The sequence below is a fragment of the Pseudomonas sp. GW822-FHT02E03 genome, assembly GCF_058802325.1.
Genome location: NZ_JBXAOA010000002.1, coordinates 144,676 through 170,877 on the forward strand (window position 1 = coordinate 144,676; position 26,202 = coordinate 170,877).

Genomic DNA, 26,202 nt, shown 5'->3' on the forward strand with positions numbered 1-26,202 from the left:
AGCGTGAACCGCCAACAGCACCGGGAGAGGGATCTTTCTGGCTGAGCGTTATGGCAGCGCGGCAACAACCGACAGCTCGACCAGGATTTGCGGTTCACACAGCTTCGATTCAACGGTAGCTCGGGCCGGTGCGACGCCTTTTGGCAGCCACTGGTCCCACACCGAATTCATGCCTGCGAAGTGCGCATCGATGTCTTTCAGGTAAATCGTCACCGACAGCAGGCGGTTCTTGTCGGTCCCCGCCAGATCCAGCAAACGCTCGATGTTGGCGAGGGTTTCACGGGTCTGCTGTTCAATCCCGGCGCTCATGTCATCGCCGACCTGCCCTGCCAGATACACGGTACTGTTGTGGACAACGATCTGGCTCATGCGCTCATTGGTGAGCTGGCGCTGGATTGACATGTTTTGCGGACTCCTTGAGTTTGTTGCCATAACGGGAAATATCGAGGCCTTCGGCGCTGATCTGCGGCGTTCTCTTCGCCATCAGGTCAGCCAGCAAACGACCGGAACCACAGGCCATGGTCCAGCCGAGCGTGCCGTGGCCGGTATTCAGAAACAGGTTTTTGAACGGTGTGGCACCGACAATCGGGGTGCCGTCCGGAGTGGTCGGACGCAGACCGGTCCAGAAACTCGCCTGGGCCAGATCGCCGCCCTGAGGATAAAGGTCGTTGACGATCATCTCCAGGGTTTCGCGCCGACGCGGGTTCAACGACAGGTCAAAACCGGCGATTTCCGCCATGCCGCCGACGCGGATGCGATTGTCGAAACGGGTGATCGCGACCTTATAGGTCTCGTCGAGAATGGTCGACGTCGGGGCCATCGCCGGGTTGATGATCGGCACGGTCAGCGAGTAACCCTTGAGCGGATACACCGGCGCCCGGATGCCCAACGGCTTGAGCAATTGCGGCGAGTAGCTGCCGAGAGCGAGCACGTAGCGGTCGGCGGTTTCCAGCTTGCCGTCGATCCACACGCCGTTGATGCGATCACCGGCGAAGTCGAGGCGCTGGATGTCCTGGCCGAAACGGAATTCCACACCCAGTTTCGTGGCCATTTCAGCCAGGCGGGTGGTGAAGATCTGGCAGTCGCCGGTCTGGTCGTTCGGCAGGCGCAAGGCACCGGCGAGAATGTCGGTGACACTGGCCAGGGCCGGTTCGACCCGGGCAATGCCGGCACGGTCGAGCAGTTCGAACGGCACGCCGGACTCTTTCAGCACGGCGATGTCTTTGGCGGCGCCATCGAGTTGCGCCTGGGTGCGGAACAGCTGGGTAGTGCCAAGGCTGCGGCCTTCGTAGGCAATGCCGGTTTCGGCGCGCAGTTCGTCGAGGCAGTCGCGGCTGTACTCGGACAGGCGCACCATGCGCTCCTTGTTCACCGCGTAACGGCTGGCGGTGCAGTTGCGTAGCATCTGCGCCATCCACAGGTATTGGTCGATGTCGGCGGTGGCCTTGATTGCCAATGGCGCGTGACGCTGCAACAGCCACTTGATGGCTTTGAGCGGTACGCCCGGCGCGGCCCACGGCGAGGCATAACCCGGCGAAACCTGCCCGGCGTTGGCGAAACTGGTTTCCATGGCCGCCGCTGGCTGACGGTCAACCACCGTCACCTCAAAGCCGGCCCGTGCCAGATAATAGGCACTGGCGGTACCGATGACGCCGCTACCCAAGACCAGAACGCGCATTTTCATATCCCTCATCGCGGCTTACCGCTGACGTTTAGTGTGCAGACCGAAGATGTGGGCAGTTTAAAAAAGATTAGCCAGTGCTTTTCACTATATAAGTGCCTATATTTGGCGACAATTCTCGGCAAAAACCCTTTTCACGGAGGCGCATCCCCTATGCGGACCAACACTCAGACCAAACGTGAGCTGGACAAGATCGACCGCAACATCCTGCGGATCCTGCAAGCGGACGGGCGCATTTCCTTTACCGAACTCGGGGAAAAGGTCGGTCTCTCCACCACGCCCTGCACCGAACGGGTACGGCGACTGGAGCGCGAAGGGATCATCATGGGCTACAACGCCCGCCTGAATCCGCAGCACCTCAAGGGTAGCTTGCTGGTGTTCGTCGAGATCAGCCTCGACTACAAATCCGGCGATACTTTCGAAGAGTTCCGACGCGCGGTGCTGAAACTGCCCCACGTACTGGAATGCCATTTGGTATCAGGGGACTTCGATTATCTGGTGAAAGCACGGATTTCCGAGATGGCCTCGTACCGCAAACTGCTGGGCGACATCTTGCTCAAGTTGCCGCATGTGCGCGAATCCAAGAGTTATATCGTGATGGAAGAAGTGAAAGAGAGCTTGAACCTGCCGATTCCGGATTGACCCACCCGATCATTCCCACGCTCCGCGTGGGAATGCAGCCCGGGACGCTCTGCGTCCCATCCAGAGCCGAACGCAGAGCGTCCGAAGAGGCATTCCCACGCAGAGCGTGGGAACGATCAAACCAGCACCTGCCGGGTAGAAGCCATGTATTCATGAATCTGCTTCTCGACCCGCGGATGGATCAGCTCCACCGGTCGCCGCCCGTTGGGGCATGGCAATGTCTTGGTGGTGCCGAACAGCCGACAGATCAGCGGTCGTTCGTCATACACCGTGCAGCCGTTGGGTCCCAGATGGACACAATTGAGTTCATCCATCGCCGCATCCTGCTCGGCCCGGGTCTTGCGCGGCAGGCGGGACATTTCTTCGGGCGAGGTGGTCACCGGCCCACAGCAGTCATGGCAGCCGGGCACGCACTCGAAAGAGGGAATCTGCTGGCGTAGCGCGCGAATCTTCTGACTGTTGCAACTCATCGAAGCGGTGACCAAATGTGGAATAGACCGGGATTCTGACGCAAAAGCCCCGATCCAGACAGCGCCAACCGACCGGTGTTGCCCGCGTCCGAAGCGGCGGCTTATGCTCCGTCAACTTTTTCAAACACACGCATCAGGATGACGGATATGAACGTCCCCGTTCAGCAACCTGCCCCGAGCCATCAACACGCGGCCTCTTATTACGCCGCCAGCAGCCTGCCTCAGCCCGATCTTGCGGTACTCACAGGTGAGCTGGTTGCGGACGTGTGCGTGGTGGGCGGCGGGTTCTCCGGGCTGAACACCGCGCTCGAACTGGCCGAACGCGGCTTCAGCGTGGTGCTGCTGGAAGCGCACAAGATCGGTTGGGGCGCCAGCGGACGCAATGGCGGGCAGTTGATTCGCGGCGTCGGCCATGGCCTCGATCAGTTCGCCAACGTGATCGGTGCAGACGGTGTGCGTCAGATGAAATTGATGGGCCTGGAAGCGGTGGAAATCGTCCGACAGCGGATTGAGCGTTTTCAGATCCCTTGCGACCTGACCTGGGGCTACTGCGATCTCGCCAACAAGGCTCAAGACCTGGAAGGCTTCGCCGAAGACGCCATCGAGCTGCACAGCCTCGGTTATCGTTACGAAACCCGTCTGCTGCAAGCCCACGAAATGCACAGCGTGGTGGGTTCCGACCGCTATGTCGGCGGTTTGATCGACATGGGCTCCGGGCATCTGCACCCACTGAACCTGGCACTGGGCGAAGCGGCCGCCGCCGGGCAATTGGGCGTGAAGCTGTTCGAACGATCGGCGGTGACCCGCATCGATTACGGCCCCGAGGTCAAAGTCCACACCGCCCAGGGTACGGTTCGCGCGAAGACGCTGGTGCTGGGTTGCAACGCCTACCTCAACGATCTCAATCCGCAACTCGGCGGCAAGGTGCTGCCCGCCGGCAGTTACATCATCGCCACCGAACCCTTGAGTGAAGAACAGGCTCACGCCTTGTTACCGCAAAACATGGCGGTCTGCGATCAACGGGTGGCGCTGGATTACTACCGACTCTCGGCCGACCGACGTTTGCTGTTCGGCGGTGCCTGCCATTATTCAGGGCGCGACCCGAAAGACATCGCCGCGTACATGCGACCGAAGATGCTGGCGGTGTTCCCGCAACTGGCCGGGGTGAAAATCGACTATCAATGGGGCGGGATGATTGGCATCGGCGCCAATCGCCTGCCGCAGATCGGTCGGCTCAAGGAGCAGCCGAATGTATATTACGCCCAGGCCTATTCCGGTCATGGGGTGAACGCCACGCATCTGGCGGGCAAGTTGTTGGCTGAGGCTATCAGCGGCCAGCAGAGCGGTGGTTTCGACCTGTTTGCCAAGGTGCCGCATATCACCTTCCCGGGTGGCAGGCATTTGCGTTCGCCGTTGTTGGCGCTGGGGATGTTGTGGCATCGGATGAAGGAGTTGGTCTGATCGGTTAGCTGCGTTCTTACGGGCCTCATCGCGGGCAAGCCCGCTCCCACAGGGATTAGCGGTGAACACAATTCTTGTGAACACCAGCAACCATTGTGGGAGCGGGCTTGCCCGCGATGAGGCCCGCAAGAACGTCATAGAACTCAGATCCGCCAGAACGGCTTAAGCCCCTCCTCCCGCGCCTGCTCCCGACTCAATCCGACATCCCTGAGCTGTTCCGGCGTCAATTCCAGCAACACCTTGCGCGTGTGCAGACGATGCCAGAACAGACCCCAGCGACCCAGGCCGGACGGTGCGTTGCGCATGACCGCCTCGCATGCACCGTTCTTTTGCCCTGCCGCCAGTTCCTGACTGTGTAACGTCAGCCGCACATCGCTCAAGCCGTTCATTTTCGTCGCTCCTGTTTACTTGGGTAGCCAGAGCTTTCATGATGCGCGGACGGCGAAAAGCATTACAGATTCAACGAATGTGTATTAACTCCATACAGATTTTCCGTTTCAGCCTCTGAATCACATATTTTCGCCCCATCTGTACTGGTTAACCGAATCACTCACACCGAGACTGCGCCATGACCCTTTACGTCAACCTCGCCGAGTTGCTCGGCACGCGTATCGAACAGGGCTTCTATCGCCCCGGCGACCGGTTACCCTCGGTGCGGGCATTGAGTGTCGAACACGGGGTCAGCCTGAGCACGGTGCAGCAGGCCTATCGAGTGCTGGAAGACGTTGGTCTGGCGATGCCCAAACCCAAGTCCGGCTACTTCGTGCCCGTAAGTCGCGAACTGCCGGAGCTGCCAGTAGTTGGCCGGCCGGCCCAGCGACCGGTGGATATTTCGCAGTGGGACCAGGTGCTGGAACTCATCCGCGCCGTGCCGCGCAAGGACGTCGTGCAACTGGGTCGCGGCATGCCGGACATCACCACGCCGACCATGAAACCGCTGCTGCGCAGCCTGGCGCGAATCAGCCGTCGGCAGGACATGCCCGGTCTGTATTACGACAACATCTATGGCACCCTTGAATTGCGCGAGCAGATCGCTCGCCTGATGCTCGACTCCGGCTGCCAGTTGAGCGCCAACGATCTGGTGATCACTACCGGTTGCCACGAAGCACTGTCCACCAGCATCCGCGCCATCTGCGAGCCGGGTGACATCGTCGCCGTGGATTCGCCGAGCTTTCACGGCGCCATGCAGACGCTCAAAGGCCTGGGCATGAAAGCGCTGGAAATCCCCACCGACCCGCTCACCGGCATTAGCCTCGAAGCTTTGGAACTGGCATTGGAGCAATGGCCGATCAAGGCCATACAGTTGACTCCCAACTGCAACAACCCGCTTGGCTACATCATGCCGGAGGCGCGCAAACGTGCGTTGTTGACGCTCGCACAGCGTTTCGACGTGGCGATTATCGAGGACGATGTGTATGGCGAACTGGCCTACACCTACCCTCGCCCACGCACGATCAAATCCTTCGACGAAGACGGCCGCGTCCTGCTCTGCAGTTCTTTTTCCAAGACCCTGGCACCAGGCCTGCGCATTGGTTGGGTCGCACCGGGCCGTTATCTGGAACGGGTGCTGCACATGAAGTACATCAGCACGGGCTCTACCGCGCCGCAACCGCAGATTGCGATTGCCGAATTCCTCAAGGCCGGGCACTTCGAACCACATTTGCGGCGGATGCGCACGCAATACCAGCGCAATCGCGACGCGATGATCGACTGGGTGACCCGCTATTTCCCCACCGGTACCCGGGCCAGCCGTCCGCAAGGCAGCTTCATGCTGTGGGTCGAACTGCCGGAGGGCTTCGATACCCTGAAACTCAATCGGGCGCTGCATGATCAAGGCGTACAGATTGCTGTCGGCAGTATCTTTTCCGCCTCGGGCAAATACCGCAATTGCCTGCGAATGAACTACGCGGCCAAAACAACCCCGCAGATCGAAGAAGCAGTGCGCAAGGTCGGTGCGACAGCTATCAAATTGCTGGCTGAGGGCTGAACGATCAGTCCAGCTGAAATCGTCCCCATGCCTGGAACGGGGTTATGTCGCGAACGCGTGTCGCTTGTGGGGAGACGAGGGTTTCGATATCCAGTTCCAGGCGCCAATGCTGGCCAGCCAGAGGCTGACCGTCGAGCCTGGGTCGGATGCGATCGCCTGGCCGCAGCAGCGCTACGTTGTGCGCGCCATCGGATTCTCTTAACCAGTTGACTGCCTGGCCATCGAGTCGTGTAGCAACCAGACGCATCTGCATAAAGCCCGGCCCGAACCGATAGTGCTGCGCGTCGACAGCCGGCGCCTCGAACCGTAGCGTCATCGGTTGCGGCTCGCTGCATTGCACGTTCAGATATATCCGCCGAATGCCGAAACTCAGAGCCGACCCCGTATTCGACGCCTGCAAGCCATCACGGGTATGCGAACCATAATCCAGCACCATGGGATTGAGCTGCATCGTGCAGTCCGCCTGCGCATAACTTGGTAGCGCGACCGGCCACAATGCCAGCAACAAGAGCCTGACAAAATCTTTCATGAACGTCCTCTGGATCAACTATCACCCGCCCGACAGGTCACTTCGGCGGTCTGGTAAGGCGCGGTGGTTTCTGGGAGTTGGCGGGTGTCGAACTCAAGCAGGCAGCGACGATCGTCGGGCAACGTCAATTGCAGCCCAAGCCACTCGGGAGCATCGGCGATGTACACCAGACCGGTCTCAACCACACTGGTCAGGTACACACCCTCGCTGTCGTACACCGCCCCTCCCTTGGGTACCCATTGCCCGGCCTCGGTTCGCACATGCAGCATCAGCCGGCGGGCGCTGCTCAGCTTAAAGTCGAGTCGAGGTACCGCGCCGCGTCCGGTTTCGATTTCCTGAAAACCATTGAGCACTTCGACATTACGCGGCAGGCTGACGGTGTCTATTTCCAGACGACTGCTCTGGTACGCCGGCAGGCTGGCCGCTACCGCCCTGCCAGTGCCATCGGTCCAGACCGGTCCCTGAGGCGTGCTGATTTTTACCCCGGCATCGGAGCCAATCTTCAGCAGACCAAAAGTATCGCGCAGTGCATAAGGTGATGGCGTGAGTCCACTTTCGTGAACAGCCACACCGCCGCGCAACGCGAAATCATAGCTGCGGGTGCCGACACTGCTGTGCGAATAGCCGAGGTCGACACTGGTGTAACGAGGCAGCAGACTGATGCGCCCGTCGAGATTTGTCTGACCGGTATCGGCACGTTCGGCATTGATGCTGTAGCTCGATGTCTCGCTGACTTGTTCGTTGTAACGTGCGCCGGTGCGCATCCCCTGCTGGCGATCCTGACGACCGTATACCCTCAGACTACGGTTTCGCCCGAGGGGAAAGCCAAGGGTGGCGTAAACGCCGGTACCGCGATCATCGTCACCACTTTCGCGCTGCACATTCAGCGACAGGTTGGCAGCACCGAATTCCCGAGACCATGAAGCACTGATCCGCGATCGATCCGAGCTACCGGCCATGGCATAGCGGGTCATCGAACCACTGAACGCGCCCCAATGCCGATCTGAATAATTAACTGAAGCCCCCCATTGACGTTCTGCCCGGCCATAAGGGTCATCGTTCAGAGATTCCGACCCGATGTCCGCCAAGGTTCGAAACCCGTTAGTGCGCTGAGCTGCGGTCAAGCTGGCGGACAAGCCGGGGCCCAACGAGGTGCTGAAAGTCGCCTGCAGGCTTTGGCCCTGCCCCGCTGACGCTGTACGCGAACTCAAGTGCTGAATGCTCACCATCGAGTCGCGCGTCAAGGCTTGTTGCACTCCCCAGCCCAATGACTGATAGGCGCTGCTCCCCATCCAACCGGCGGTGAATAACGAGTCCGAGCCCCACTGCCAATCCTTGCTGGCGGCAAAAAACGAGGGTGTCTCACGCTCGTCATGGGTGAACCGCCGCACCTGGCCCGCCGCGATGGCGAAGCCCGGTGGGGTCAACCCACTCAGCGGACGCACATTGGCTGCCGGCACCCGGAAGTGGCGCTGTTCGCCGCTTTCTTCGATGACTGTGACTTCAAGGTCCAGTTGAAGGCTGAGTACAGGTATATCGCGCAAGGTGAATGGCCCAGCGGGAACCAGGGTGGTGTAAATCACGACACCGCTTTGGCGCACTTCTATCCGTGACGGTGAGTAAGCTATCCCTTCGACCGCCGTTCCGACGCCGAGACCTTCCTGACTGCGCAAGGCGAACGCTGTTTCCGGCAGGACCTGGATGCCGGTAAAGGGCTCACCGGCAAACAGCGACGAACGCATATTGAGCTGGCCAAGTTGTACATTGGCCTGATAACGCTCCCAGGTTCGCGATGCCTGGGTGTACAACGTTTCAAACCGCGCCACCCCCTCGAAGGCAGTGTAATTCTGGCGACTGCGCACGACCCAGTCTCCGGCATTGAATCCCAGTTCCGTACCCAGGTTGCGATACTGCCTGGAGGCGTCCGCGCCTGAGCTGGAAACCACTAGCGCGTCATAGTTCAACACCCCCGCCACACCACCTGACGCCCAGTTTCGCTGTAGCCGAGGCTGCGCGAGCAACAGATCAGTGGGAACCAGAAGCGCCACTTGTTGCTGGCCTGGAGAGAGTCGCACCTGCGCAGCGGCTATCCCCTCGGTTGCCCGTAAACACGCTTTGTCGTCAGCACTGTCGGGCAAACCTGGCGGCGCAGCAATACCGGCATAATCGAGCAGGTTCGCATCAAGGCATAACTGGCCTTCGTCATCGAAGGTGGCCAACACCTGCCCGATGGGCGAGCCATTGACCTGCAAGAGGACTCGCGTACGGCCGGCCTGAAAACGGGGTAAATCGCGAAAATGCTCGGCGACTTTCGGGTCGATGCCCCGGGCCTCAAGCACCGCGCGATCGAATTCGATCGGCGTTTCGCCCCAGGCTTTTCCTGTCACATCAATCACCAGAATCAGACTGCCGACCCAGCAACGTAAGCCGCCATACCAAGGATTGCGGCGACTCATTATCGGCGGCTCAACGGCGCATCATGGCTGTCGACGGCGAATCCATAAGTAGTCGCGGGAAAAATCCGCACATGGGTGCCCAACGTCGACACGGCGGTGAGCGTCAGTACTTCGCCGGGCAGAATGTAGGTGCGCCCGAGATCGAGCATCGCGCCACTGGGGATCAAGCTCACCGATTTGGCGAGCCGCACTACATAGGGGCCGGGATTGCTCACTTGCACCCGGTCGCCAACAACGCTCCAGAGCAGATGTTTCCAGGGCGCGCGGTCCACTGCCAAGTTGGCCGGGCGCAAGATCACCGGAATGTTCTGCCGCACGCCCAGGCTGAGCCGAGCACCGTCGGCGCCTTGACGAGGCTTTATTCCCTCGAACACCACCCGTTTCAGGCGTTCGGTTTCCAGAGATTTAGTGCTGCGCAAGATGAACCTGACCTGCTGGCTCTGCCCCGGCTCAACCCGGGCCACGGGTGGAGTCAGCAGCAACAGCGGTTCGTCATCCTCTGCGATGTGTTCGATCGTGCTGTGGAGCAATGCCGGTTGTTCGTCGGAGTTTTTGACATTGAGGGTCGCTTCGCCCAATGCCTCATCGACTATTACGACAGGGGTTTGCGGCACCATGCCAGCCGCCATCGCCAGCGCACTGAAAAATGACAGGCACAGGGCCGCAATGGCACCGAGCGCCTGCAAAGATTTAGGGGGACACATGAAGTTCTCCAGAGGGCATCGACCAGCACGGCGAACGCAATGCCTGTCGATGCCCGATAACACGCCAGGAAACGGCCAATAGCGGTATGACCGTCAGCCCGTTATGCAGCGTCGGCTCAGAGGTAGAACACGTCGAACGTCACCGAACCGTCGAGGGGAAACTCGTCGGTGGTCGCGGGCAGTTCGGAGGTCGGGCGAATAGCCGCAGCCACTTTCATCGGAAAGACATGCAGACGCGCGGCGGCCGGGCCGGCTGCTGCACCAGGCCCCCAGGAATACGAAACCGGGGCGTTGGACATCAGGCCGCTGACCGGAACTCGCCATACCGGATTGGCCGGAGAGCGCACCAGGAAAGTCTGCGGGTTGCCATCGGTCAGGGGCTGGCCGGTCAGTAGGCCGAAACCGCCGATGCCGACGCCATTCGTGCTGCCGAGGCCATAGTAAAGTTGATCACCGGAGCGGCCATTGAACGTGAGGCCCGGCACTTTGGTACCGCCCCGATTGTCCGTGACTGCAATCTCCACCGCAGCGGGTGCGTCGCATGCGATCTTCAACGTGATGTCTCGCGGCGGGAGATCGTTTTGTGTTGTCGCGCTCAACGTCGAGGAAAAGATCCGCCCCAGATCGACGTTACTGCCACCGGCGAAAGCAGGAATGCAGGAAGTCGGAATGACCGTACCGCTGATATTCAGGTCGACACTTGCCGCTTGAACGGTTAATGGAGCGATGGCTGCTGTTAAAGCGGCCATCAAAACAAGCTTCTTCATAAACACTTACCTGTGAATGGATGAAAGTACCAACGCGTCGAATGCAGCGGGAAATCAGGCTTTCTTCCGACACGTCGAATACCCGGCGATCATTCCGTTTCTTGTAGGTTTTTTATGTAGGGGAAGTCGCCATATCAATTGGGCATCGGCGACAGAACCTGTGGCTCTTTTCGTTTCTCACCGTCGGATCCGATCAATCACAGTCATGCCACCCTTCAAACGTGTGCGATCCCAATGCCGTGCCATACTTCCGTTGACCCCGACGCGAGAAATCCTGCCTTGATACTCATTCCGGTCCGGCCCTTCGCTTTGTTGCTCGCCTTGTTGCTCGGCAGTTGCACCAGCCTTGATGTCGTCCGAGAACCGAGTCAGGCCCTACCGGCGGCGAACTCGGCGTTCGGCCGGTCGATCCAGGCACAGGCTGCCCCCCATGAGGGCCAATCGGGTTTTCGCTTGCTCTCCGATAGCGCCGAGGCCTTCACCGCCCGCGCCGAGCTGATTCGCAACGCCCAAAGCAGCCTCGATCTGCAGTACTACATCGTCCATGACGGCATCAGCACACGAATACTGGTGAGCGAGCTGCTCAAGGCCGCCGACCGCGGCGTGCGGGTGCGGATTCTGCTCGACGACACCACCAGCGATGGCCTGGACCGGATCATCGCGACCCTCGCCGCCCATCCGAAGATTCAGATCCGCGTATTCAACCCGCTGCACCTGGGCCGCAGCACCGTCGTTACGCGAACGATGGGCCGGTTCTTCAACCTGTCGCAGCAACACCGGCGCATGCACAACAAACTGTGGGTGGCGGACAACAGCGCGGCTATCGTTGGAGGGCGTAACTTGGGGGACGAGTATTTCGATGCCGAGCCCAACCTGAATTTCACCGACATCGACATGCTCAGTGTCGGCCCGGTTGCAGAGCAGTTGGGACACAGCTTCGACCAGTACTGGAACAGCGCCCTGAGCAAGCCGATCGAGCAGTTTCTCTCGACCAAGCCGACAGCCAGGGATCTGAGAAACACCCGGGTCCGACTGGACGAATCCCTGGAGGAAACGCGCAAACAGAACCACGCGCTTTATCAGCAGTTAATGGCCTACACCACTCACCCGCGCCTGGATGTCTGGCGCCGGGAGCTGATCTGGGCCTGGAACCAGGCATTGTGGGACGCACCGAGCAAGGTGCTGTCCGACGGCGAACCTGACCCGCACTTGCTGCTGACCACCCAGTTGGCGCCCGAGCTCAATGGGGTCAGCAAAGAGCTGATCATGGTCTCGGCCTACCTGGTACCCGGCCAACCGGGGCTGGTTTACCTGACCGGTCGCGCCGATGCCGGCGTATCGATCAGTGTGCTGACCAACTCACTGGAAGCCACCGACGTACCAGCCACGCACGGTGGTTACGCGCCTTATCGCAAAGCCTTGCTGGAGCATGGGGTGCAGCTGTTCGAATTACGCCGTCAGCCCGACGACAATGGAGACAACGGCGGTAGCGGATCGAACCTGTTTCACGGCGGCAGTAGCTCCTACCGTAGTTCTGACTCCAGCCTGCACAGCAAGGCGATGATTTTCGACCAACAGAAAGCCTTCATCGGCTCGTTCAATTTCGACCCGCGCTCGGTACTGTGGAACACCGAAGTCGGGGTACTGGTGGACAACCCGCAGCTCGCCGGACGAGTGCGTGAACTGGCACTGGAGGGTATGGCGCCTGCCCTGAGCTATCAGGCCCGGCTGGAAAAGGGTCAAATCGTCTGGGTCACCGAAGATGACGGCAAGCCGCACACATTGACCAAAGAACCAGGGGGTTGGTGGCGGCGTTTCAATTCATGGCTCAGCAGCATGGTCGGCCTGGAGCGGATGCTGTAGTCAGAAGGCTGGTGATGAATTGTGGCGAGGGAGCTTGCTCCCGTTCGGCTGCGCAGCAGTCGCAAATCGGCATCCGTGTTCTATTTGAATAAGCGGTGGGCATGATTCAGGGCCGCTGCGCGACCCGACGGGAGCAAGCTCCCTCGCCACAGGCAAGCTCCCTCGCCACAGGGTTGTGCAGCGCTCAGGCTGGTTCGGCAACCACACCAAACGCCCCTTGCCGCGACACCAGAATCACCAACCCCAACGCGCCCGCCGCCATTAGCAATGGCAAGGCATGCCCGCTGATCCACTGGCTCCCGGCACCGGCCGCCAAGGGCCCGATCAGGCAACCAATTCCCCATAACTGTGCGATATGGGCATTGGCGCGCACCAAGGCATCGTCGCGATAGCGCTCGCCAATCAAGATCAGCGACAAGGTGAACAAACCGCCGGCACTGGCACCAAACAATACCCACAACGGCCAGATCACTAACGTGTCGATCAGCAACGGAATCGCCAGGCTCGACAGCAACAAGAGCATCGCACAGCCGGTGAACAACGTACGCCGTGACAAGCGATCGGCCAGCGCACCAATCGGCAACTGCAGCAAGGCATCACCCACCACCACGGTACTGACCATCGCCAAGGCGATTTCCGTGGTGAAGCCCTGACGCAGGCAATAGACCGGCAGCAAGGTCAGGATCATCGCTTCGAACGCCGCGAACAGCGACACCGCCCAGGCAATCGCCGGCAAGCCGCGGCAGAAGGTCAACAAGTCACCGAGGGTTACGCTGCAAGCTTCGCTGGTGGGTGCGCCGCTGCGGCCCAACAGCAGGAACGGTGACGTCATCAGCAAACCGACGCCGACCCAGAAACCATAATCATGCTCGGTGCCCAACGCCCCCAACAGTAACGGCCCGGCCAGCTGACTCAACGCGTAACTGCTGCCGTACAGCGCCACCAGTCGACCGCGCCATTGCTCAACCACCAGTTGATTGATCCAGCTTTCACCGAGGATAAAGACGAGGGTCAGGATCACCCCGATCATCAACCGCAACACCAACCAGACCGGATAGCTCGGCCACACTGCCAACAACCCGATGGACACCGCCCCGGCCCACAGGCACAGGCGCATCAGATTGGCCGTGCCAAGACGGGCCGCGAGGTGGCTGGAGACTTTCGCCCCCAGCAGTACGCCAATGGCCGGCATCGCCGCCATCACGCCGATCGCGAACGAGCCGTAACCCCAGCCTTCCAGACGCAGCGATACCAACGGCATGCTGACACCCAGGGCCAGGCCGACACTCAAGACAGACGCCAAAACGGCGAAATACGTCGCCCAACGCATGTTCCACACTCCTGTGGATATTTTATGTACAGCACAAAACACTGTGGGAGCAGGCTTGCTCGCGAAGAGGCCATCACATCCAACATTGATGTTGGCTGTTACACCGCCTTCGCGAGCAAGCCCGCTCCCACAGGGGATCTGTGTCGTTCAGGAGCCCAATTTACATTCGGGCTCCTTTACTGACTTACAACTTGATCCAGGTCGCCTTCAGCTCGGTGTACTTGTCGAACGCGTGCAGCGATTTGTCGCGACCGTTGCCGGACTGTTTGAAGCCACCGAACGGCGCGGTCATGTCGCCGCCGTCGTACTGATTGACCCACACGCTACCTGCACGCAAAGCCTTGGCGGTCAGGTGAGCCTTGGAGATGTCGGCGGTCCAGACTGCAGCGGCCAGACCGTAAGGCGTGTCGTTGGCGATCTGGATGGCTTCTTCAGCGCTGTCGAAGGTGATGACCGACAACACCGGACCAAAGATTTCTTCCTGAGCAATTTTCATCGCGTTGCTCACGCCATCGAAAATCGTCGGCTCAACGTAAGTGCCACCGGTTTCCTGAAGAATGCGCTTGCCGCCCGCCACCAGTTTGGCGCCATCGGTGTGACCGGACTCAATGTAAGACAACACAGTGTTCATCTGCTGGGTGTCCACCAGCGCACCGACATTGGTGGCCGGGTCCAGCGGGTTGCCCGGCTTCCAGGTTTTCAGGGCCTCGATCACCAGCGGCAGGAATTTGTCCTTGATCGAACGCTCGACCAGCAGGCGCGAACCGGCGGTGCAGACTTCGCCCTGGTTGAAGGCGATGGCACCGGCAGCGGCTTCGGCGGCGGCTTGCAGGTCCGGCGCATCGGCGAACACGATATTCGGGCTCTTGCCGCCAGCTTCGAGCCAGACGCGCTTCATGTTCGATTCGCCGGAGTAGATCAGCAGTTGCTTGGCGATCTTGGTCGAACCGGTAAACACCAGGGTGTCGACGTCGTTGTGCAGGGCCAGGGCCTTGCCGACGGTATGACCGTAGCCCGGCAGCACGTTCAGCACACCTTTCGGGATACCGGCTTCAACCGCCAGCGCCGCAATGCGGATCGCTGTCAGCGGCGATTTTTCGGAAGGCTTGAGGATCACCGAGTTACCGGTGGACAGCGCCGGGCCGAGCTTCCAGCAGGCCATCATCAACGGGAAGTTCCACGGCACGATTGCGCCGACCACGCCGACCGGCTCGCGAGTCACCAGACCCAGCTGATCGTGCGGGGTGGCAGCGACTTCGTCGTAGATCTTGTCGATGGCTTCACCGCTCCAGCTCAGGGCTTGCGCCGCGCCGGGAACGTCGATGTACAGGGAATCGCTGATTGGCTTGCCCATGTCCAGGGTTTCGAGCAGGGCCAGCTCTTCGGCGTGCTGTTTGAGCAGGCCGGCAAAACGAATCATGGTGGCTTTGCGTTTGGTCGGCGCCAGGCGCGACCAGGCGCCGGAATTGAAAGTCGCGCGGGCGTTGTCCACGGCACGCTGGGCGTCAGCGGCGTCACAGCTGGCAATCTTGCCCAGCAGACGGCCATCGACCGGGCTGATGCACTCGAAGGTCTCGCCGGAGACGGCATCGGTGTATTCGCCATTGATGTAGGCGCGGCCTTCGATCTTCAGATCGCGAGCCCGCTGCTCCCAGTCGGCACGAGTCAGGGTGGTCATTCGAGTGTCCTCCTCTTATTGAATACGAGTGCCCCGCGTTCTATGTGGGCGCTGTCAGGAATTCTGCCCGGCCAGCCTGCTTTTCGGCTCAAGGCAACCATTACCCTAAACCAGCGGCCGGTGAAGTTTCAATATATTTGACACAAGGCTGGCAAACGGCCTTGCGATGTTCATTTTAATAAACATAGACTTTCAATTTTCCAGCGCAATCACGGGGGAATACCAGCATGAGCATTCAGGATATCGTCGATTTCAGCCAGGCCAACACCCAGCCCGATCGTTACCGGCCCGACCCTGCAAAAGTCCTCAAGGGCGACCCCGAGCAAGCGGTGTACAACCACTACAACAGCCCGTGCGGCCAGATGAGTGCAGGTGTTTGGGAAGGCGAAGTCGGCCAGTGGCGAGTGAACTACACCGAGCACGAATACTGCGAAATCCTTCAGGGGGTTTCAGTGCTGCGCGACGACGATGGCAATGCCAAGACCTTGCGTGTAGGTGATCGCTTCGTGATCCCGGCGGGCTTTCGTGGGACTTGGGAAGTGCTGGAGCCTTGCCGCAAGATTTATGTGGTGTTTGAACAGAAGGCTTGAGGAGTTGTGCTGCCCCGGCCGCCCCCTTCGCGAGCAAGCCCGCTCCCACATTTGATCTGCGTCGTTCACAAATCCAATGTGGGAGCGGGCTTGCTCGCGAAGGGGCCGGTCCAGGCAATACAAAATAGACAGGCACAAAAAAGGCCCGCATCTCGCGATACGGGCCTTTTTCGTAAGAGGGAAAAATCAATTACTTGATTTTGCCTTCTTTGTAGATCACGTGCTTACGAACAACCGGATCAAATTTCTTGATCTCGATTTTGTCCGGAGTAGTGCGCTTGTTCTTGTCGGTAGTGTAGAAGTGACCAGTACCGGCGCTCGAAATCAAACGAATCAATTCACGCATGATTAGCTCCCTTAGATCTTGCCGGCTTTGCGGATTTCGGCCAGCACGACAGTGATGCCACGCTTGTCGATGATACGCATGCCTTTGGCAGATACGCGCAGACGCACGAAACGTTTCTCTTCTTCAACCCAGAAGCGGTGATGCTGCAGGTTCGGCAGGAAACGACGACGGGTTTTGTTGTTTGCGTGGGAAATGTTATTCCCAGTCACCGGACCCTTACCGGTAACTTGACATACTCTCGACATGCCTCAGCCCTCTAAAACCACATGCCCAACCCGGCATGGGTTGGCCGCTTAATCTCTCAGTCATTTGGCGCCAGGCGCCGCGTTTCTTTAGAGGTCTTACCGGCTACACCTACAGTGAAGGAACCGGGCCCCTAGAAAAGAGCGCTGCTTTATACCAGAAAGACTGAAGAGCAACAACATTCCGTGTGCGCGGACTTAATAAATTCCCCATTTTTCGGCCACCGGGCGCCTTGGATAAAGGCTGTCGCCGATTAAGACCGCTCGTCGCAGAGAATCGGCCAACCGACCGATTCCGGGTTTTCCTCGGTCCGCATCACCGAAACAAGCGCACATAGTCCCCTTAAAATGAAAAAGGGGATAGTCATTTGCAAAAGAGCCCACTAGGGTAAGACTTTTCCAGACTGCACTTGCAGATGGGCCTTCGATCTGTAAAGGAATCCGACCATGCGCCTCGCTGCCCTACCGCTGCTGCTCGCCCCGCTTCTACTGAGCCCACAGGCTATGGCCGCCGCCCTGAGCGTCTGCACCGAAGCCAGCCCGGAAGGGTTCGATGTGGTGCAATACAACTCGCTGACCACCACCAACGCCTCGGCCGATGTGCTGATGGACCGCCTGGTGGACTTCGACACGGCCAGCGGCAAAGTGGTCGCCAGCCTTGCGGAAAGCTGGGAAGTCACGCCCGATGGCCTGACCTACGTCTTCAAATTGCACCCGCAGGTGAAATTTCATCGCACCGAATACTTCAGCCCGACGCGTGAACTGACCGCCGAAGACGTGAAGTTCAGCTTCGACCGCATGCTCGACCCGGCGAACCCATGGCACAAAGTCGCCCAAAGCGGTTTCCCGCACGCCCAGTCGATGCAGTTACCCGCGCTGATCAAGAAGATCGACGCATTGGACCCGCTTACCATCCGCTTCACCCTCGATCACCCGGACTCGACTTTCCTGCCCACCCTGAGCATGGGTTTCGCCTCGATCTATTCGGCCGAATACGCCGACCAACTCATGAAGGCCGGCACTCCGGAAAAGCTCAACAGCCAGCCGATCGGCAGCGGCCCGTTCATCTTCACGCGTTTCCAGAAAGACGCCTCGATTCGCTACAAAGCCAACCCGGATTACTTTCGTGGCAAGCCGTCGGTGGACCCGCTGATCTTTGCCATCACTCCGGATGCCAACGTGCGTTTGCAGAAATTGCGCCGCAACGAATGCCAGATCGCCCTGTCACCCAAGCCTCTGGATGTACGGGCCGCGCTGAAAGAGCCAACCTTGAAAGTCGAAAAGACTGACGCCTTCATGACCGCCTTCGTCGGCATCAACAGCCAGCATCCGCCGCTGGATAAACCTGAAGTACGCCAGGCGATCAATCTAGCGTTCGACAAGGCCAACTATGTCAAAGCCGTGTTCGAAGACACCGCCGAACCCGCCAACGGCCCATATCCGCCCAACACCTGGAGCTACGCCAAAGGCTTGCCGGGCTACTCGCACGACGTCGAAAAGGCCCGTGCGCTGATGGCCAAGGCCGGACTCAAGAATGGTTTCCAGACCACCATCTGGACCCGCCCTTCCGGCAGCCTGCTGAACCCCAATCCGAGCCTCGGGGCGCAATTGCTGCAGTCCGATCTGGCGGAAATCGGCATCCAGGCCGAGATTCGAGTGATCGAATGGGGCGAACTGATTCGCCGCGCCAAGGCCGGCGAGCACGATCTACTGTTCATGGGCTGGGCAGGCGACAACGGCGACCCGGATAACTTCCTCACACCGCAGTTTTCCTGCGCGGGGGTCAAATCCGGCACCAACTTCGCCCGCTACTGCAACCAGGACCTGGACAAGCTGATCAGCGCCGGCAAGACCACCGGCGAGCAAGGTGTGCGCACCAAGCTTTACGAACAGGCCCAGGCGCTGATCCAGCAACAGGCGTTGTGGCTGCCACTGGTGCACCCGACAGCCTTCGCGCTGACACGTAAGGATGTGCAGGGCTATCAGGTCAGTCCGTTTGGCCGGCAGGACTACTCAAAAATCAGCTTCAAGCCATAAGCGGCAAGCGGCAAGCATTCCGCGCACTGCTCCAGCTTGCCGCTTGAAACTTGAAGCTTGCCGCTGCCTCCCTCACATCCACCCGTACTCGGCCATGGACAGCGGATCGCCGTCACCGACGATGAAATGATCGAGTACCCGCACATCGATCAGGTCCAGCGCCTCTTGCAGACGCTTGGTCAGCATTCGGTCGGCCTGACTGGGATCGGGGTTACCCGACGGATGGTTGTGGCACAGGATCAGCGCTGCGGCGTTATGGGCCAGAGCGCGTTTGACCACCTGCCGGGGATAGACGCTGGTGTTGTCGATGGAGCCGCGGAACAGCGCTTCGAACGCCAATACCCGGTGCTTGGAATCCAGAAACAGGCAGCCAAACACCTCGTGGGGCTCATGGCGGAGCATCGACTTCAGATAATCACGCACAGCCTGCGGATTTTCCAACGCCGACTTATAGCGCGAGCGTTCAGCCAAATGCCGTCTGCCCATTTCCTGAACTGCCTGCAACTGAGCGAATTTCGCAGGGCCGAGCCCTAACTGTTTGCTGAATGTTTTTTGATCAGCCTCCAGTAGCGAACGCAGGCCGCCAAACTGAGTCAACAAATGTCGCGCCAGATCTACCGCACTTTTGCCGGATACGCCGGTACGCAAAAAAATCGCCAGCAGTTCGGCGTCCGAAAGACTCCCCGAGCCTAACTCCAGTAACCTCTCCCGCGGCCGCTCGGCCGCCGGCCAATCGCGAATGCTCATAACACCTCCATGTCTGTGGGCGCCGCTGTTCCGTAGCGGTCGCTGTGATATCGTAGCCCATCTTTTTTGCAGGCGATTTCACTCCTGGGGAGGGGGTATCGCCATGCAGTCATCAACGAAATGAAAGGCAGACCTATGCAGCGGCTGTATCGGAAACGCATCGTTCTGGGCGTCGGCGGCGGTATTGCTGCCTACAAGAGCGCCGAGCTGGTTCGCCGCCTGATCGACCAGGGCGCAGAAGTGCGCGTGGTCATGACCCGCGGCGGCAGCGAATTCATTACCCCGCTGACCATGCAGGCCTTGTCCGGGCATCCGGTCCATCTCGATTTGCTGGACCCTGCGGCCGAAGCCGCGATGGGCCACATCGAGCTGGCCAAATGGGCCGACCTGGTGCTGATCGCCCCCGCCACCGCGGACCTGATCGCCCGCCTGGCCCAAGGCATCGCCGACGACCTGCTGACCACGCTGGTGCTGGCCACCGACGCGGTGGTCGCGGTGGCGCCAGCGATGAACCAGGCCATGTGGCGCGACCCGGCGACCCAGGCCAACCTGCACACCCTCGAAAGCCGTGACCTCAAGGTCTTCGGCCCGGCCTCCGGCAGCCAGGCCTGCGGCGACGTCGGCATGGGCCGCATGCTCGAAGCCACCGACCTCGCCCAGTGCGCGGCAGACTGCTTCCAGCGCCAGGCGCTGACCGGTAAACATGTGCTTATCACCGCCGGCCCGACCCAGGAAAACATCGACCCGGTGCGCTACATCACCAACCACAGCTCCGGGAAAATGGGCTTCGCCCTGGCCGAGGCCGCGGTAGAAGCCGGCGCTCGCGTAACCCTGATCACAGGTCCCGTGCACCTGCCGACCCCGGATCGCGTCACGCGTATCGACGTGGTCAGTGCCCGCGACATGCTCGCCGCCTGCGAAGCGGCGATCCCTTGCGACCTGTTCATCGCCTCTGCTGCGGTCGCGGACTACCGTCCGGAAGTCGTCGCCCCACAGAAACTCAAGAAAGACCCTACGAACGGCGACGGCTTGTTGCTACAGATGGTGCGCAACCCAGACATCCTGGCCACCATCGCCACCCGTCCCGACCGTCCGTTCAGTGTCGGTTTCGCCGCCGAAACCGAACACTTGCTCGATTACGCTGCACGCAAGTTGAAAGACAAGAACCTCGATCTGATCGTCGCCAATGACGTCGCGAACCCGAGTATTGGCTTCAACAGCGAAGAAAACGCCTGCAGCGTGATCGACCGTGAGCTGCACGCCACACTCTTCGCCCAGACCAGCAAGAGCAAAATTGCTCGCCAGCTGATCACTTTTATCGCCGAACGTCTGAACCAGGTTTAATTTACATGCACGCTTTGCAAGCCAAGATCCTCGACCCCCGCATCGGTACCGAATTTCCGCTGCCGCAGTACGCCACGCCAGGCTCCGCCGGCCTCGACCTGCGCGCCATGCTGGAAAAAGACACCGTCATCAAGCCGGGCGAAACCCTGCTGATCCCTACCGGCCTGTCGGTGTACATCGGCGATCCGGGCCTGGCGGCGTTGATTCTGCCGCGCTCGGGCCTGGGCCATAAGCACGGCATCGTGCTGGGCAATCTGGTCGGCCTGATCGACTCCGATTACCAGGGCCCGCTGATGGTGTCGTGCTGGAACCGTGGCCAGACCGATTTCAACATGGTGGTAGGCGAACGCCTGGCCCAATTGGTGCTGGTGCCGGTAGTCCAGGCGCATTTTGAAATGGTCGAAGAGTTCGTCGAAACCCAGCGTGGTACCGGCGGTTTCGGACACTCGGGCAGCCACTAATCATCAGCATTCAGGCTGGGAGCGCTGCCCGGCCTGACCTGTCCTCTGCATTTTAAGGATGAAAATTGCAAAGACGTCATCTGGAAGGTTTACCACTGGAAATCAAGGCATTGGCCGGCCAATTGCTCGCCGATGCTGATGGCATGGCCTTTACACACCACGAACTCTCTGCCGAAAACGCCGTCATACCCTTCAGTTTGAGCCAGCCCACGAGTTTTTCGCAGGCTTGTCCAGCCACTTTAGAGATGGAGCATTTCCAGAAATGAGCACCCCAGCCCAAGTCGCACCCAAGTTCCCCGACAGCATCTTCCGCGCCTACGACATTCGTGGCACCGTCCCGGAATTCTTGAACGCTGAAACAGCTTATTGGCTTGGTCGCGCCATCGGCTCCCAGAGCCTGGCCCAGAACGAACCCAACGTATCCGTCGGCCGTGACGGTCGCCTGTCCGGTCCGGAACTGGTCGAACAACTGATCAAAGGTCTCGCCGACAGCGGTTGCCACGTCAGCGACGTCGGCCTGGTGCCAACGCCTGCGCTGTACTACGCCGCCAACGTACTGGCCGGCAAATCCGGCGTGATGCTCACCGGCAGCCACAACCCGTCGAATTACAACGGCTTCAAGATCGTCATCGCTGGCGACACCTTGGCCAACGAACAGATCCAGGCCCTGCACGACCGCCTCAAGACCAACAACCTGAGCAGCGGCAAGGGCAGCATCACCCAGGTCGAGATCCTCGACCGCTACAACACCGAAATCGTCCAGGACATCAAACTGGCCCGCCGCCTGAAAGTGGTGGTCGATTGCGGCAACGGCGCGGCCGGCGTGATCGCCCCGCAGCTGATCGAAGCCCTGAACTGCGAAGTCATCCCGCTGTTCTGCGAAGTCGATGGCAACTTCCCGAACCACCACCCGGACCCGGGCAAGCCTGAAAACCTCGTGGACCTGATTGCCAAGGTCAAGGAAACCAACGCTGACCTGGGCCTGGCTTTCGACGGCGACGGCGACCGTGTGGGCGTTGTCACCAACACCGGCAGCATCGTCTTCCCTGATCGCCTGTTGATGCTGTTCGCCCGCGACGTCGTGGCGCGCAATCCGGACGCGGAAATCATCTTCGACGTCAAATGCACCCGCCGCCTGATTCCGCTGATCAAGGAATACGGCGGTCGTCCGCTGATGTGGAAGACCGGTCACTCGTTGATCAAAAAGAAAATGAAACAATCCGGCGCCCTGTTGGCCGGCGAAATGAGCGGGCATATCTTTTTCAAGGAGCGCTGGTTCGGTTTCGACGATGGCATTTACGCCGCCGCACGGCTGCTGGAGATCCTCAGCAAGGAAAAATCCACCGCGGAAGAGTTGTTCGCGACCTTCCCGAACGATATTTCTACGCCAGAGATCAATATCCATGTGACCGAAGAGAGCAAATTCAGCATCATTGATGCACTGCACGATGCGCAATGGGGCGAAGGCGCCGACCTGACCACCATTGACGGCGTGCGAGTCGACTATGCCAAAGGCTGGGGCCTGGTTCGCGCCTCCAACACCACACCGGTGCTGGTGCTGCGCTTCGAGGCCGATGACGAGGCTGAATTGCAGCGCATCAAGGATGTGTTCCACGTCCAGCTGAAACGCGTTGCACCTGATCTCCAATTACCGTTTTGATTTAACGAAGCACCCGGAGCCCTGAATGACCCTCGAACGCGAAGCCGCCGCCAACACCGCCAAGGTCCTGTCCGAAGCGCTGCCTTACATTCGCCGCTATGTCGGCAAGACGCTGGTGATCAAATACGGCGGCAACGCGATGGAAAGCGAGGAGCTGAAAACCGGCTTCGCCCGCGACATCGTGCTGATGAAAGCCGTCGGCATCAATCCGGTGGTGGTTCACGGTGGCGGCCCGCAAATCGGCGACCTGCTCAAGCGTCTGTCGATCGAGAGCCACTTCATCGATGGCATGCGCGTGACTGACGCGCAAACCATGGACGTGGTGGAAATGGTCCTCGGTGGCCAGGTCAACAAAGACATCGTCAACCTGATCAACCGTCATGGCGGCAGCGCCATCGGCCTGACCGGCAAAGATGCCGAGCTGATTCGCGCGAAAAAGCTCACCGTCACCCGTCAGACGCCGGAAATGACCCAGCCGGAAATCATCGACATCGGCCACGTCGGCGAAGTAGTCGGGATCAACACCGACCTGTTGAACCTGCTGGTCAAAGGCGACTTCATCCCGGTGATCGCGCCAATTGGCGTCGGCGCCAACGGCGAGTCGTACAACATCAACGCCGATCTGGTGGCCGGTAAAGTCGCCGAAGCGCTGAAGGCTGAAAAGCTGATGCTGCTGACCAACATTGCCGGCCTGATGGACAAGTCGGGCACGGTTCTGACCGGCCTGACGACTCAACAGGTCGACGACCTGATCGCCGACGGCACTATCTACGGCGGCATGCTGCCGAAGATTCGTTGCGCGCTGGAAGCGGTACAAGGCGGTGTGGGCAGCTCGTTGATCATCGATGGCCGGGTGCCAAACGCGATTCTGCTGGAAATCTTCACCGATACGGGTGTGGGTACGCTGATCAGTAATCGCAAGCGTCACTAAGCCACACAAACCAAAAGACCCCGCTCAGCCTGGCTGAGCGGGGTCTTTTTTTGCCTGCAATCCCTGTGACAATCCACCTTTTGTGGCGAGGGAGCTTGCTCCCGCTTGAGTGCGCAGCACTCACAAAATCCTTGGGTCTGCTACGCAGCCCAGCGGGAGCAAGCTCCCTCGCCACACAAGCCCGCGCCCACAGGGGATGCGGTTAGACGCCGAATTGTGCGCGGTAGGCTTCAACCGCCGGCAGGTGTTGCTTGAGCTGCGGGTCATCCGCCAGGAACTCGAGCACCTGATTCAGCGAAACAATGCTGATCACCGGGATGCCGAAGTCACGCTCCACTTCCTGGATGGCCGACAATTCGCCGTTGCCACGCTCCTGACGGTTCAGGGCGATCAACACGCCCGCGGCTTTGGCGCCGTCCTGGGAAGCGATGATCTGCATCACTTCACGGATGGCGGTGCCTGCGGTGATCACGTCGTCGATGATCAGCACGTCGCCGGTCAATGGCGCGCCAACCAGGCTGCCGCCTTCGCCGTGGGCCTTGGCTTCCTTGCGGTTGAAGCACCATGGCAGATCACGGCCATGATGTTCGGCCAACGCCACGGCGGTGGTCGCCGCCAATGGAATGCCCTTGTAGGCCGGGCCAAACAGCACGTCGAACGAAATACCGCTCTCGGCGATGGCTGCCGCATAGAAACGACCCAGCTGCGCCAGGGCAGAGCCCGAGTTGAACAGGCCGGCATTGAAGAAGTAAGGACTGGTGCGCCCGGACTTCAGGGTGAACTCACCGAAGCGCAAAACGCCACGATCAATGGCAAAACGAATGAAGTCGCGCTGATACGCTTGCATGAAAAAAACCCCAAATACCACGGATTTAGCTAATTAGGTAGACGCCGTGTATCATACCCGCACGCGATTTTTGGGGCCACTTATGCGGATCATCAGTGTGAACGTCAATGGGATTCAGGCTGCAGTCGAGCGTGGTTTGCTCAGTTGGCTGCAAGCACAGAATGCCGACGTCATCTGCCTGCAGGACACCCGCGCCTCCGCCTTTGAACTGGACGATCCAGCCTTCCAACTGGATGGCTACTTCCTTTATGCCTGCGAAGCTGAAGTTCCCGCCCAAGGTGGCGTGGCTTTGTACTCGCGGTTGCAACCGAAGGCAGTCATCAGCGGTCTCGGCTTCGAGACAGCCGACCGCTACGGGCGTTACCTGCAAGCCGATTTCGACAAGGTCAGCATCGCGACCTTGCTGCTCCCTTCGGGGCAGAACGGCGATGAAGATTTGAACCAGAAGTTCAAGCTAATGGACGACTTCGCCCGTTATCTGGATAAACAGCGGCGCAAACGTCGCGAGTACATTTATTGTGGCTCGCTGTACGTGGCGCAACAGAAGCTGGATATCAAGAACTGGCGCGACAGCCAGCAATCCCCGGGATTCCTGGCACCTGAGCGCGCCTGGATGGACGAGATTGTCGGCAACATGGGTTATGTCGATGCCCTGCGCGAAGTCAGCCGTGAAGGCGACCAGTACAGCTGGTGGCCAGACAACGAACAGGCCGAGATGCTCAACCTGGGCTGGCGTTTCGATTACCAGTTGCTGACCCCTGGCCTGCGCCGCTTCGTACGCAGCGCACGCCTGCCACGTCAGCCACGGTTCTCTCAGCACGCACCGCTGATCGTGGACTACGACTGGACGCTGACAATCTAAGCGTCTTATCGCAGATGCAAAAAAGCCGACATCGCTGTCGGCTTTTTTGTGCGCAATGATTACTCAATGTGGGAGCGGGCTTGCTCGCGAAAGCGGTCTGACAGTCAACGATGATGTTGAATGTTATGGCCTCTTCGCGAGCAAGCCCGCTCCCACAGGGGACCGCGTCTCGGCCTATTTGATCAGGCGCCAGGTGAACGGATACCGGTAAGGGAACCCTTCATTGGCCTTCACGCCAGCAATGATCGTCAGCACCAGCGCACCAATCGCGACCAGACCAAACAGGAAGAACCCGACGATCACCACCATCAGCAGGAAGCAGATGGCCGAAGCAATGGCGACGGTGATCTGAAAGTTCAGCGCTTCCTTGCCTTGCGCGTCGATGAACGGGTCTGACTCGCGTTTCATCTGCCAGAGAATCAGCGGCCCGATCAGCGTACCGAACGGCAGCCAGATCCCCAGCAAGGCGGACAGGTGACAAAACATCGCCCACTGACGAACCTCTCGGCTCGGTGTGGGTAGCGGCAGTTGCTCGTCACTCATGGCGTCCTCCTTGCGTGGAGCAGG

At 59.8% G+C, this 26,202-nt stretch carries 26 protein-coding genes and 1 pseudogene; 12 read left to right on the forward strand and 15 right to left on the reverse strand.

Translation table 11 applies throughout. The annotated features are described in order from the left end of the window. Window positions 1-48: 48 nt before the first annotated feature. Together AC1RQB_RS02535 and dadA are read right to left on the reverse strand one after the other, a co-directional pair. Window positions 49-402: a RidA family protein gene (locus AC1RQB_RS02535; protein ID WP_007894740.1), complete on the reverse strand. Its 354-nt coding sequence runs from the start codon at window positions 400-402 to the stop codon at window positions 49-51. After that, a complete protein-coding gene (dadA, locus tag AC1RQB_RS02540; protein WP_007894735.1) occupies window positions 374-1,678 on the reverse strand; it encodes a D-amino acid dehydrogenase in 1,305 nt (434 codons plus the stop codon). The genes AC1RQB_RS02535 and dadA overlap by 29 nt, the downstream gene beginning before the upstream one ends. Before the next feature lie 156 nt (window positions 1,679-1,834). Here dadA and AC1RQB_RS02545 point away from each other — a divergent pair, with 156 nt between their 5' ends. Continuing rightward, a complete protein-coding gene (locus AC1RQB_RS02545) occupies window positions 1,835-2,323 on the forward strand; it encodes an Lrp/AsnC ligand binding domain-containing protein (protein WP_003206849.1) in 489 nt (162 codons plus the stop codon). A 116-nt stretch (window positions 2,324-2,439) separates the two neighbouring features. Here AC1RQB_RS02545 and AC1RQB_RS02550 read toward each other — a convergent pair whose 3' ends face one another. Continuing rightward, window positions 2,440-2,793 carry a YkgJ family cysteine cluster protein gene (locus AC1RQB_RS02550; protein WP_063342142.1) on the reverse strand — a complete coding sequence of 118 codons (354 nt, stop codon included), beginning with the start codon at window positions 2,791-2,793 and terminating at the stop codon, window positions 2,440-2,442. Window positions 2,794-2,940: 147 nt separating this feature from the next. Here AC1RQB_RS02550 and AC1RQB_RS02555 point away from each other — a divergent pair, with 147 nt between their 5' ends. Then, a complete protein-coding gene (locus AC1RQB_RS02555; RefSeq protein ID WP_063342141.1) occupies window positions 2,941-4,254 on the forward strand; it encodes an NAD(P)/FAD-dependent oxidoreductase in 1,314 nt (437 codons plus the stop codon). Between the two features lie 143 nt (window positions 4,255-4,397). Here AC1RQB_RS02555 and AC1RQB_RS02560 read toward each other — a convergent pair whose 3' ends face one another. Continuing rightward, window positions 4,398-4,643 (reverse strand): DUF1127 domain-containing protein, encoded by a 246-nt coding sequence (locus tag AC1RQB_RS02560; RefSeq protein ID WP_063342140.1) that lies wholly within the window; start codon window positions 4,641-4,643, stop codon window positions 4,398-4,400. 179 nt (window positions 4,644-4,822) lie between these two features. Between AC1RQB_RS02560 and AC1RQB_RS02565 the strand changes: the two genes are divergently transcribed. Beyond that, complete coding sequence (locus tag AC1RQB_RS02565; protein WP_063342139.1) at window positions 4,823-6,241, forward strand: aminotransferase-like domain-containing protein; 1,419 nt, start codon at window positions 4,823-4,825, stop codon at window positions 6,239-6,241. 4 nt (window positions 6,242-6,245) lie between these two features. Here the strand turns inward: AC1RQB_RS02565 and AC1RQB_RS02570 are convergent, their stop codons facing one another. From AC1RQB_RS02570 to AC1RQB_RS02585, 4 genes are all read right to left on the reverse strand, one after another. Beyond that, window positions 6,246-6,770 (reverse strand): DUF1120 domain-containing protein, encoded by a 525-nt coding sequence (locus AC1RQB_RS02570; protein ID WP_008073368.1) that lies wholly within the window; start codon window positions 6,768-6,770, stop codon window positions 6,246-6,248. A gap of 14 nt (window positions 6,771-6,784) precedes the next feature. Then, window positions 6,785-9,226 carry a fimbria/pilus outer membrane usher protein gene (locus AC1RQB_RS02575; protein WP_063342138.1) on the reverse strand — a complete coding sequence of 814 codons (2,442 nt, stop codon included), beginning with the start codon at window positions 9,224-9,226 and terminating at the stop codon, window positions 6,785-6,787. Then, a complete protein-coding gene (locus AC1RQB_RS02580) occupies window positions 9,226-9,930 on the reverse strand; it encodes a fimbria/pilus chaperone family protein (RefSeq protein ID WP_063342137.1) in 705 nt (234 codons plus the stop codon). The genes AC1RQB_RS02575 and AC1RQB_RS02580 overlap by 1 nt, the downstream gene beginning before the upstream one ends. A gap of 116 nt (window positions 9,931-10,046) precedes the next feature. Beyond that, on the reverse strand, window positions 10,047-10,697 hold the full coding sequence (locus AC1RQB_RS02585) for a DUF1120 domain-containing protein (protein ID WP_008073373.1): 651 nt from the start codon (window positions 10,695-10,697) through the stop codon (window positions 10,047-10,049). A gap of 234 nt (window positions 10,698-10,931) precedes the next feature. On the opposite strand from AC1RQB_RS02585, the gene AC1RQB_RS02590 reads away from it, so the two are divergent. Next, the gene (locus AC1RQB_RS02590) at window positions 10,932-12,560 is read left to right on the forward strand and encodes a phospholipase D family protein (protein ID WP_241824471.1); all 1,629 of its coding nucleotides are present in this window, start codon (window positions 10,932-10,934) and stop codon (window positions 12,558-12,560) included. Window positions 12,561-12,744: 184 nt separating this feature from the next. Here the strand turns inward: AC1RQB_RS02590 and AC1RQB_RS02595 are convergent, their stop codons facing one another. Both AC1RQB_RS02595 and AC1RQB_RS02600 read right to left on the reverse strand, forming a co-directional pair. Then, window positions 12,745-13,890, reverse strand: coding sequence for an MFS transporter (locus tag AC1RQB_RS02595; RefSeq protein WP_063342135.1), 1,146 nt, complete (start codon window positions 13,888-13,890; stop codon window positions 12,745-12,747). A 184-nt stretch (window positions 13,891-14,074) separates the two neighbouring features. Further along, a complete protein-coding gene (locus AC1RQB_RS02600) occupies window positions 14,075-15,568 on the reverse strand; it encodes an aldehyde dehydrogenase (RefSeq protein ID WP_038980753.1) in 1,494 nt (497 codons plus the stop codon). Window positions 15,569-15,795: 227 nt separating this feature from the next. Here AC1RQB_RS02600 and AC1RQB_RS02605 point away from each other — a divergent pair, with 227 nt between their 5' ends. Beyond that, the gene (locus AC1RQB_RS02605) at window positions 15,796-16,158 is read left to right on the forward strand and encodes a cupin domain-containing protein (protein WP_008073381.1); all 363 of its coding nucleotides are present in this window, start codon (window positions 15,796-15,798) and stop codon (window positions 16,156-16,158) included. 190 nt (window positions 16,159-16,348) lie between these two features. Here the strand turns inward: AC1RQB_RS02605 and rpmG are convergent, their stop codons facing one another. Next, window positions 16,349-16,504 (reverse strand): 50S ribosomal protein L33, encoded by a 156-nt coding sequence (gene rpmG / locus AC1RQB_RS02610; RefSeq protein ID WP_007894709.1) that lies wholly within the window; start codon window positions 16,502-16,504, stop codon window positions 16,349-16,351. An 11-nt stretch (window positions 16,505-16,515) separates the two neighbouring features. Beyond that, window positions 16,516-16,749, reverse strand: a complete 234-nt coding sequence (gene rpmB, locus AC1RQB_RS02615; protein WP_007894701.1) for a 50S ribosomal protein L28 — start codon at window positions 16,747-16,749, stop codon at window positions 16,516-16,518. A gap of 444 nt (window positions 16,750-17,193) precedes the next feature. On the opposite strand from rpmB, the gene AC1RQB_RS02620 reads away from it, so the two are divergent. Continuing rightward, the gene (locus AC1RQB_RS02620; RefSeq protein ID WP_063342134.1) at window positions 17,194-18,783 is read left to right on the forward strand and encodes an ABC transporter substrate-binding protein; all 1,590 of its coding nucleotides are present in this window, start codon (window positions 17,194-17,196) and stop codon (window positions 18,781-18,783) included. A gap of 72 nt (window positions 18,784-18,855) precedes the next feature. Here AC1RQB_RS02620 and radC read toward each other — a convergent pair whose 3' ends face one another. After that, window positions 18,856-19,530: a RadC family protein gene (radC, locus tag AC1RQB_RS02625; protein ID WP_063342133.1), complete on the reverse strand. Its 675-nt coding sequence runs from the start codon at window positions 19,528-19,530 to the stop codon at window positions 18,856-18,858. A gap of 135 nt (window positions 19,531-19,665) precedes the next feature. Here radC and coaBC point away from each other — a divergent pair, with 135 nt between their 5' ends. The 5 genes and pseudogenes from coaBC to argB all read left to right on the forward strand — a co-directional run bounded on the left by coaBC (window position 19,666) and on the right by argB (window position 23,926). Further along, on the forward strand, window positions 19,666-20,874 hold the full coding sequence (coaBC, locus tag AC1RQB_RS02630; RefSeq protein WP_063342132.1) for a bifunctional phosphopantothenoylcysteine decarboxylase/phosphopantothenate--cysteine ligase CoaBC: 1,209 nt from the start codon (window positions 19,666-19,668) through the stop codon (window positions 20,872-20,874). 5 nt (window positions 20,875-20,879) lie between these two features. Then, window positions 20,880-21,335: a dUTP diphosphatase gene (dut, locus tag AC1RQB_RS02635; protein ID WP_007894692.1), complete on the forward strand. Its 456-nt coding sequence runs from the start codon at window positions 20,880-20,882 to the stop codon at window positions 21,333-21,335. A 65-nt stretch (window positions 21,336-21,400) separates the two neighbouring features. After that, window positions 21,401-21,601, forward strand: a complete 201-nt coding sequence (locus tag AC1RQB_RS02640; RefSeq protein WP_063342131.1) for a hypothetical protein — start codon at window positions 21,401-21,403, stop codon at window positions 21,599-21,601. Then, window positions 21,592-22,995: pseudogene (locus AC1RQB_RS02645) on the forward strand (phosphomannomutase/phosphoglucomutase); the annotation flags it as partial. The gene AC1RQB_RS02640 and the pseudogene AC1RQB_RS02645, both read left to right, overlap by 10 nt. 25 nt (window positions 22,996-23,020) lie before the next feature. Then, on the forward strand, window positions 23,021-23,926 hold the full coding sequence (gene argB, locus AC1RQB_RS02650; RefSeq protein WP_007894690.1) for an acetylglutamate kinase: 906 nt from the start codon (window positions 23,021-23,023) through the stop codon (window positions 23,924-23,926). A gap of 202 nt (window positions 23,927-24,128) precedes the next feature. On the opposite strand, the gene pyrE is transcribed toward argB, so the two are convergent. Continuing rightward, window positions 24,129-24,773, reverse strand: a complete 645-nt coding sequence (gene pyrE, locus AC1RQB_RS02655) for an orotate phosphoribosyltransferase (RefSeq protein WP_008062842.1) — start codon at window positions 24,771-24,773, stop codon at window positions 24,129-24,131. Window positions 24,774-24,855: 82 nt separating this feature from the next. Between pyrE and crc the strand changes: the two genes are divergently transcribed. After that, window positions 24,856-25,635, forward strand: coding sequence for a catabolite repression control protein Crc (gene crc / locus AC1RQB_RS02660; protein ID WP_007934608.1), 780 nt, complete (start codon window positions 24,856-24,858; stop codon window positions 25,633-25,635). Window positions 25,636-25,809: 174 nt separating this feature from the next. Here the strand turns inward: crc and AC1RQB_RS02665 are convergent, their stop codons facing one another. Further along, a complete protein-coding gene (locus AC1RQB_RS02665; protein WP_008073410.1) occupies window positions 25,810-26,178 on the reverse strand; it encodes a DUF4870 domain-containing protein in 369 nt (122 codons plus the stop codon). Window positions 26,179-26,202: the final 24 nt, after the last annotated feature.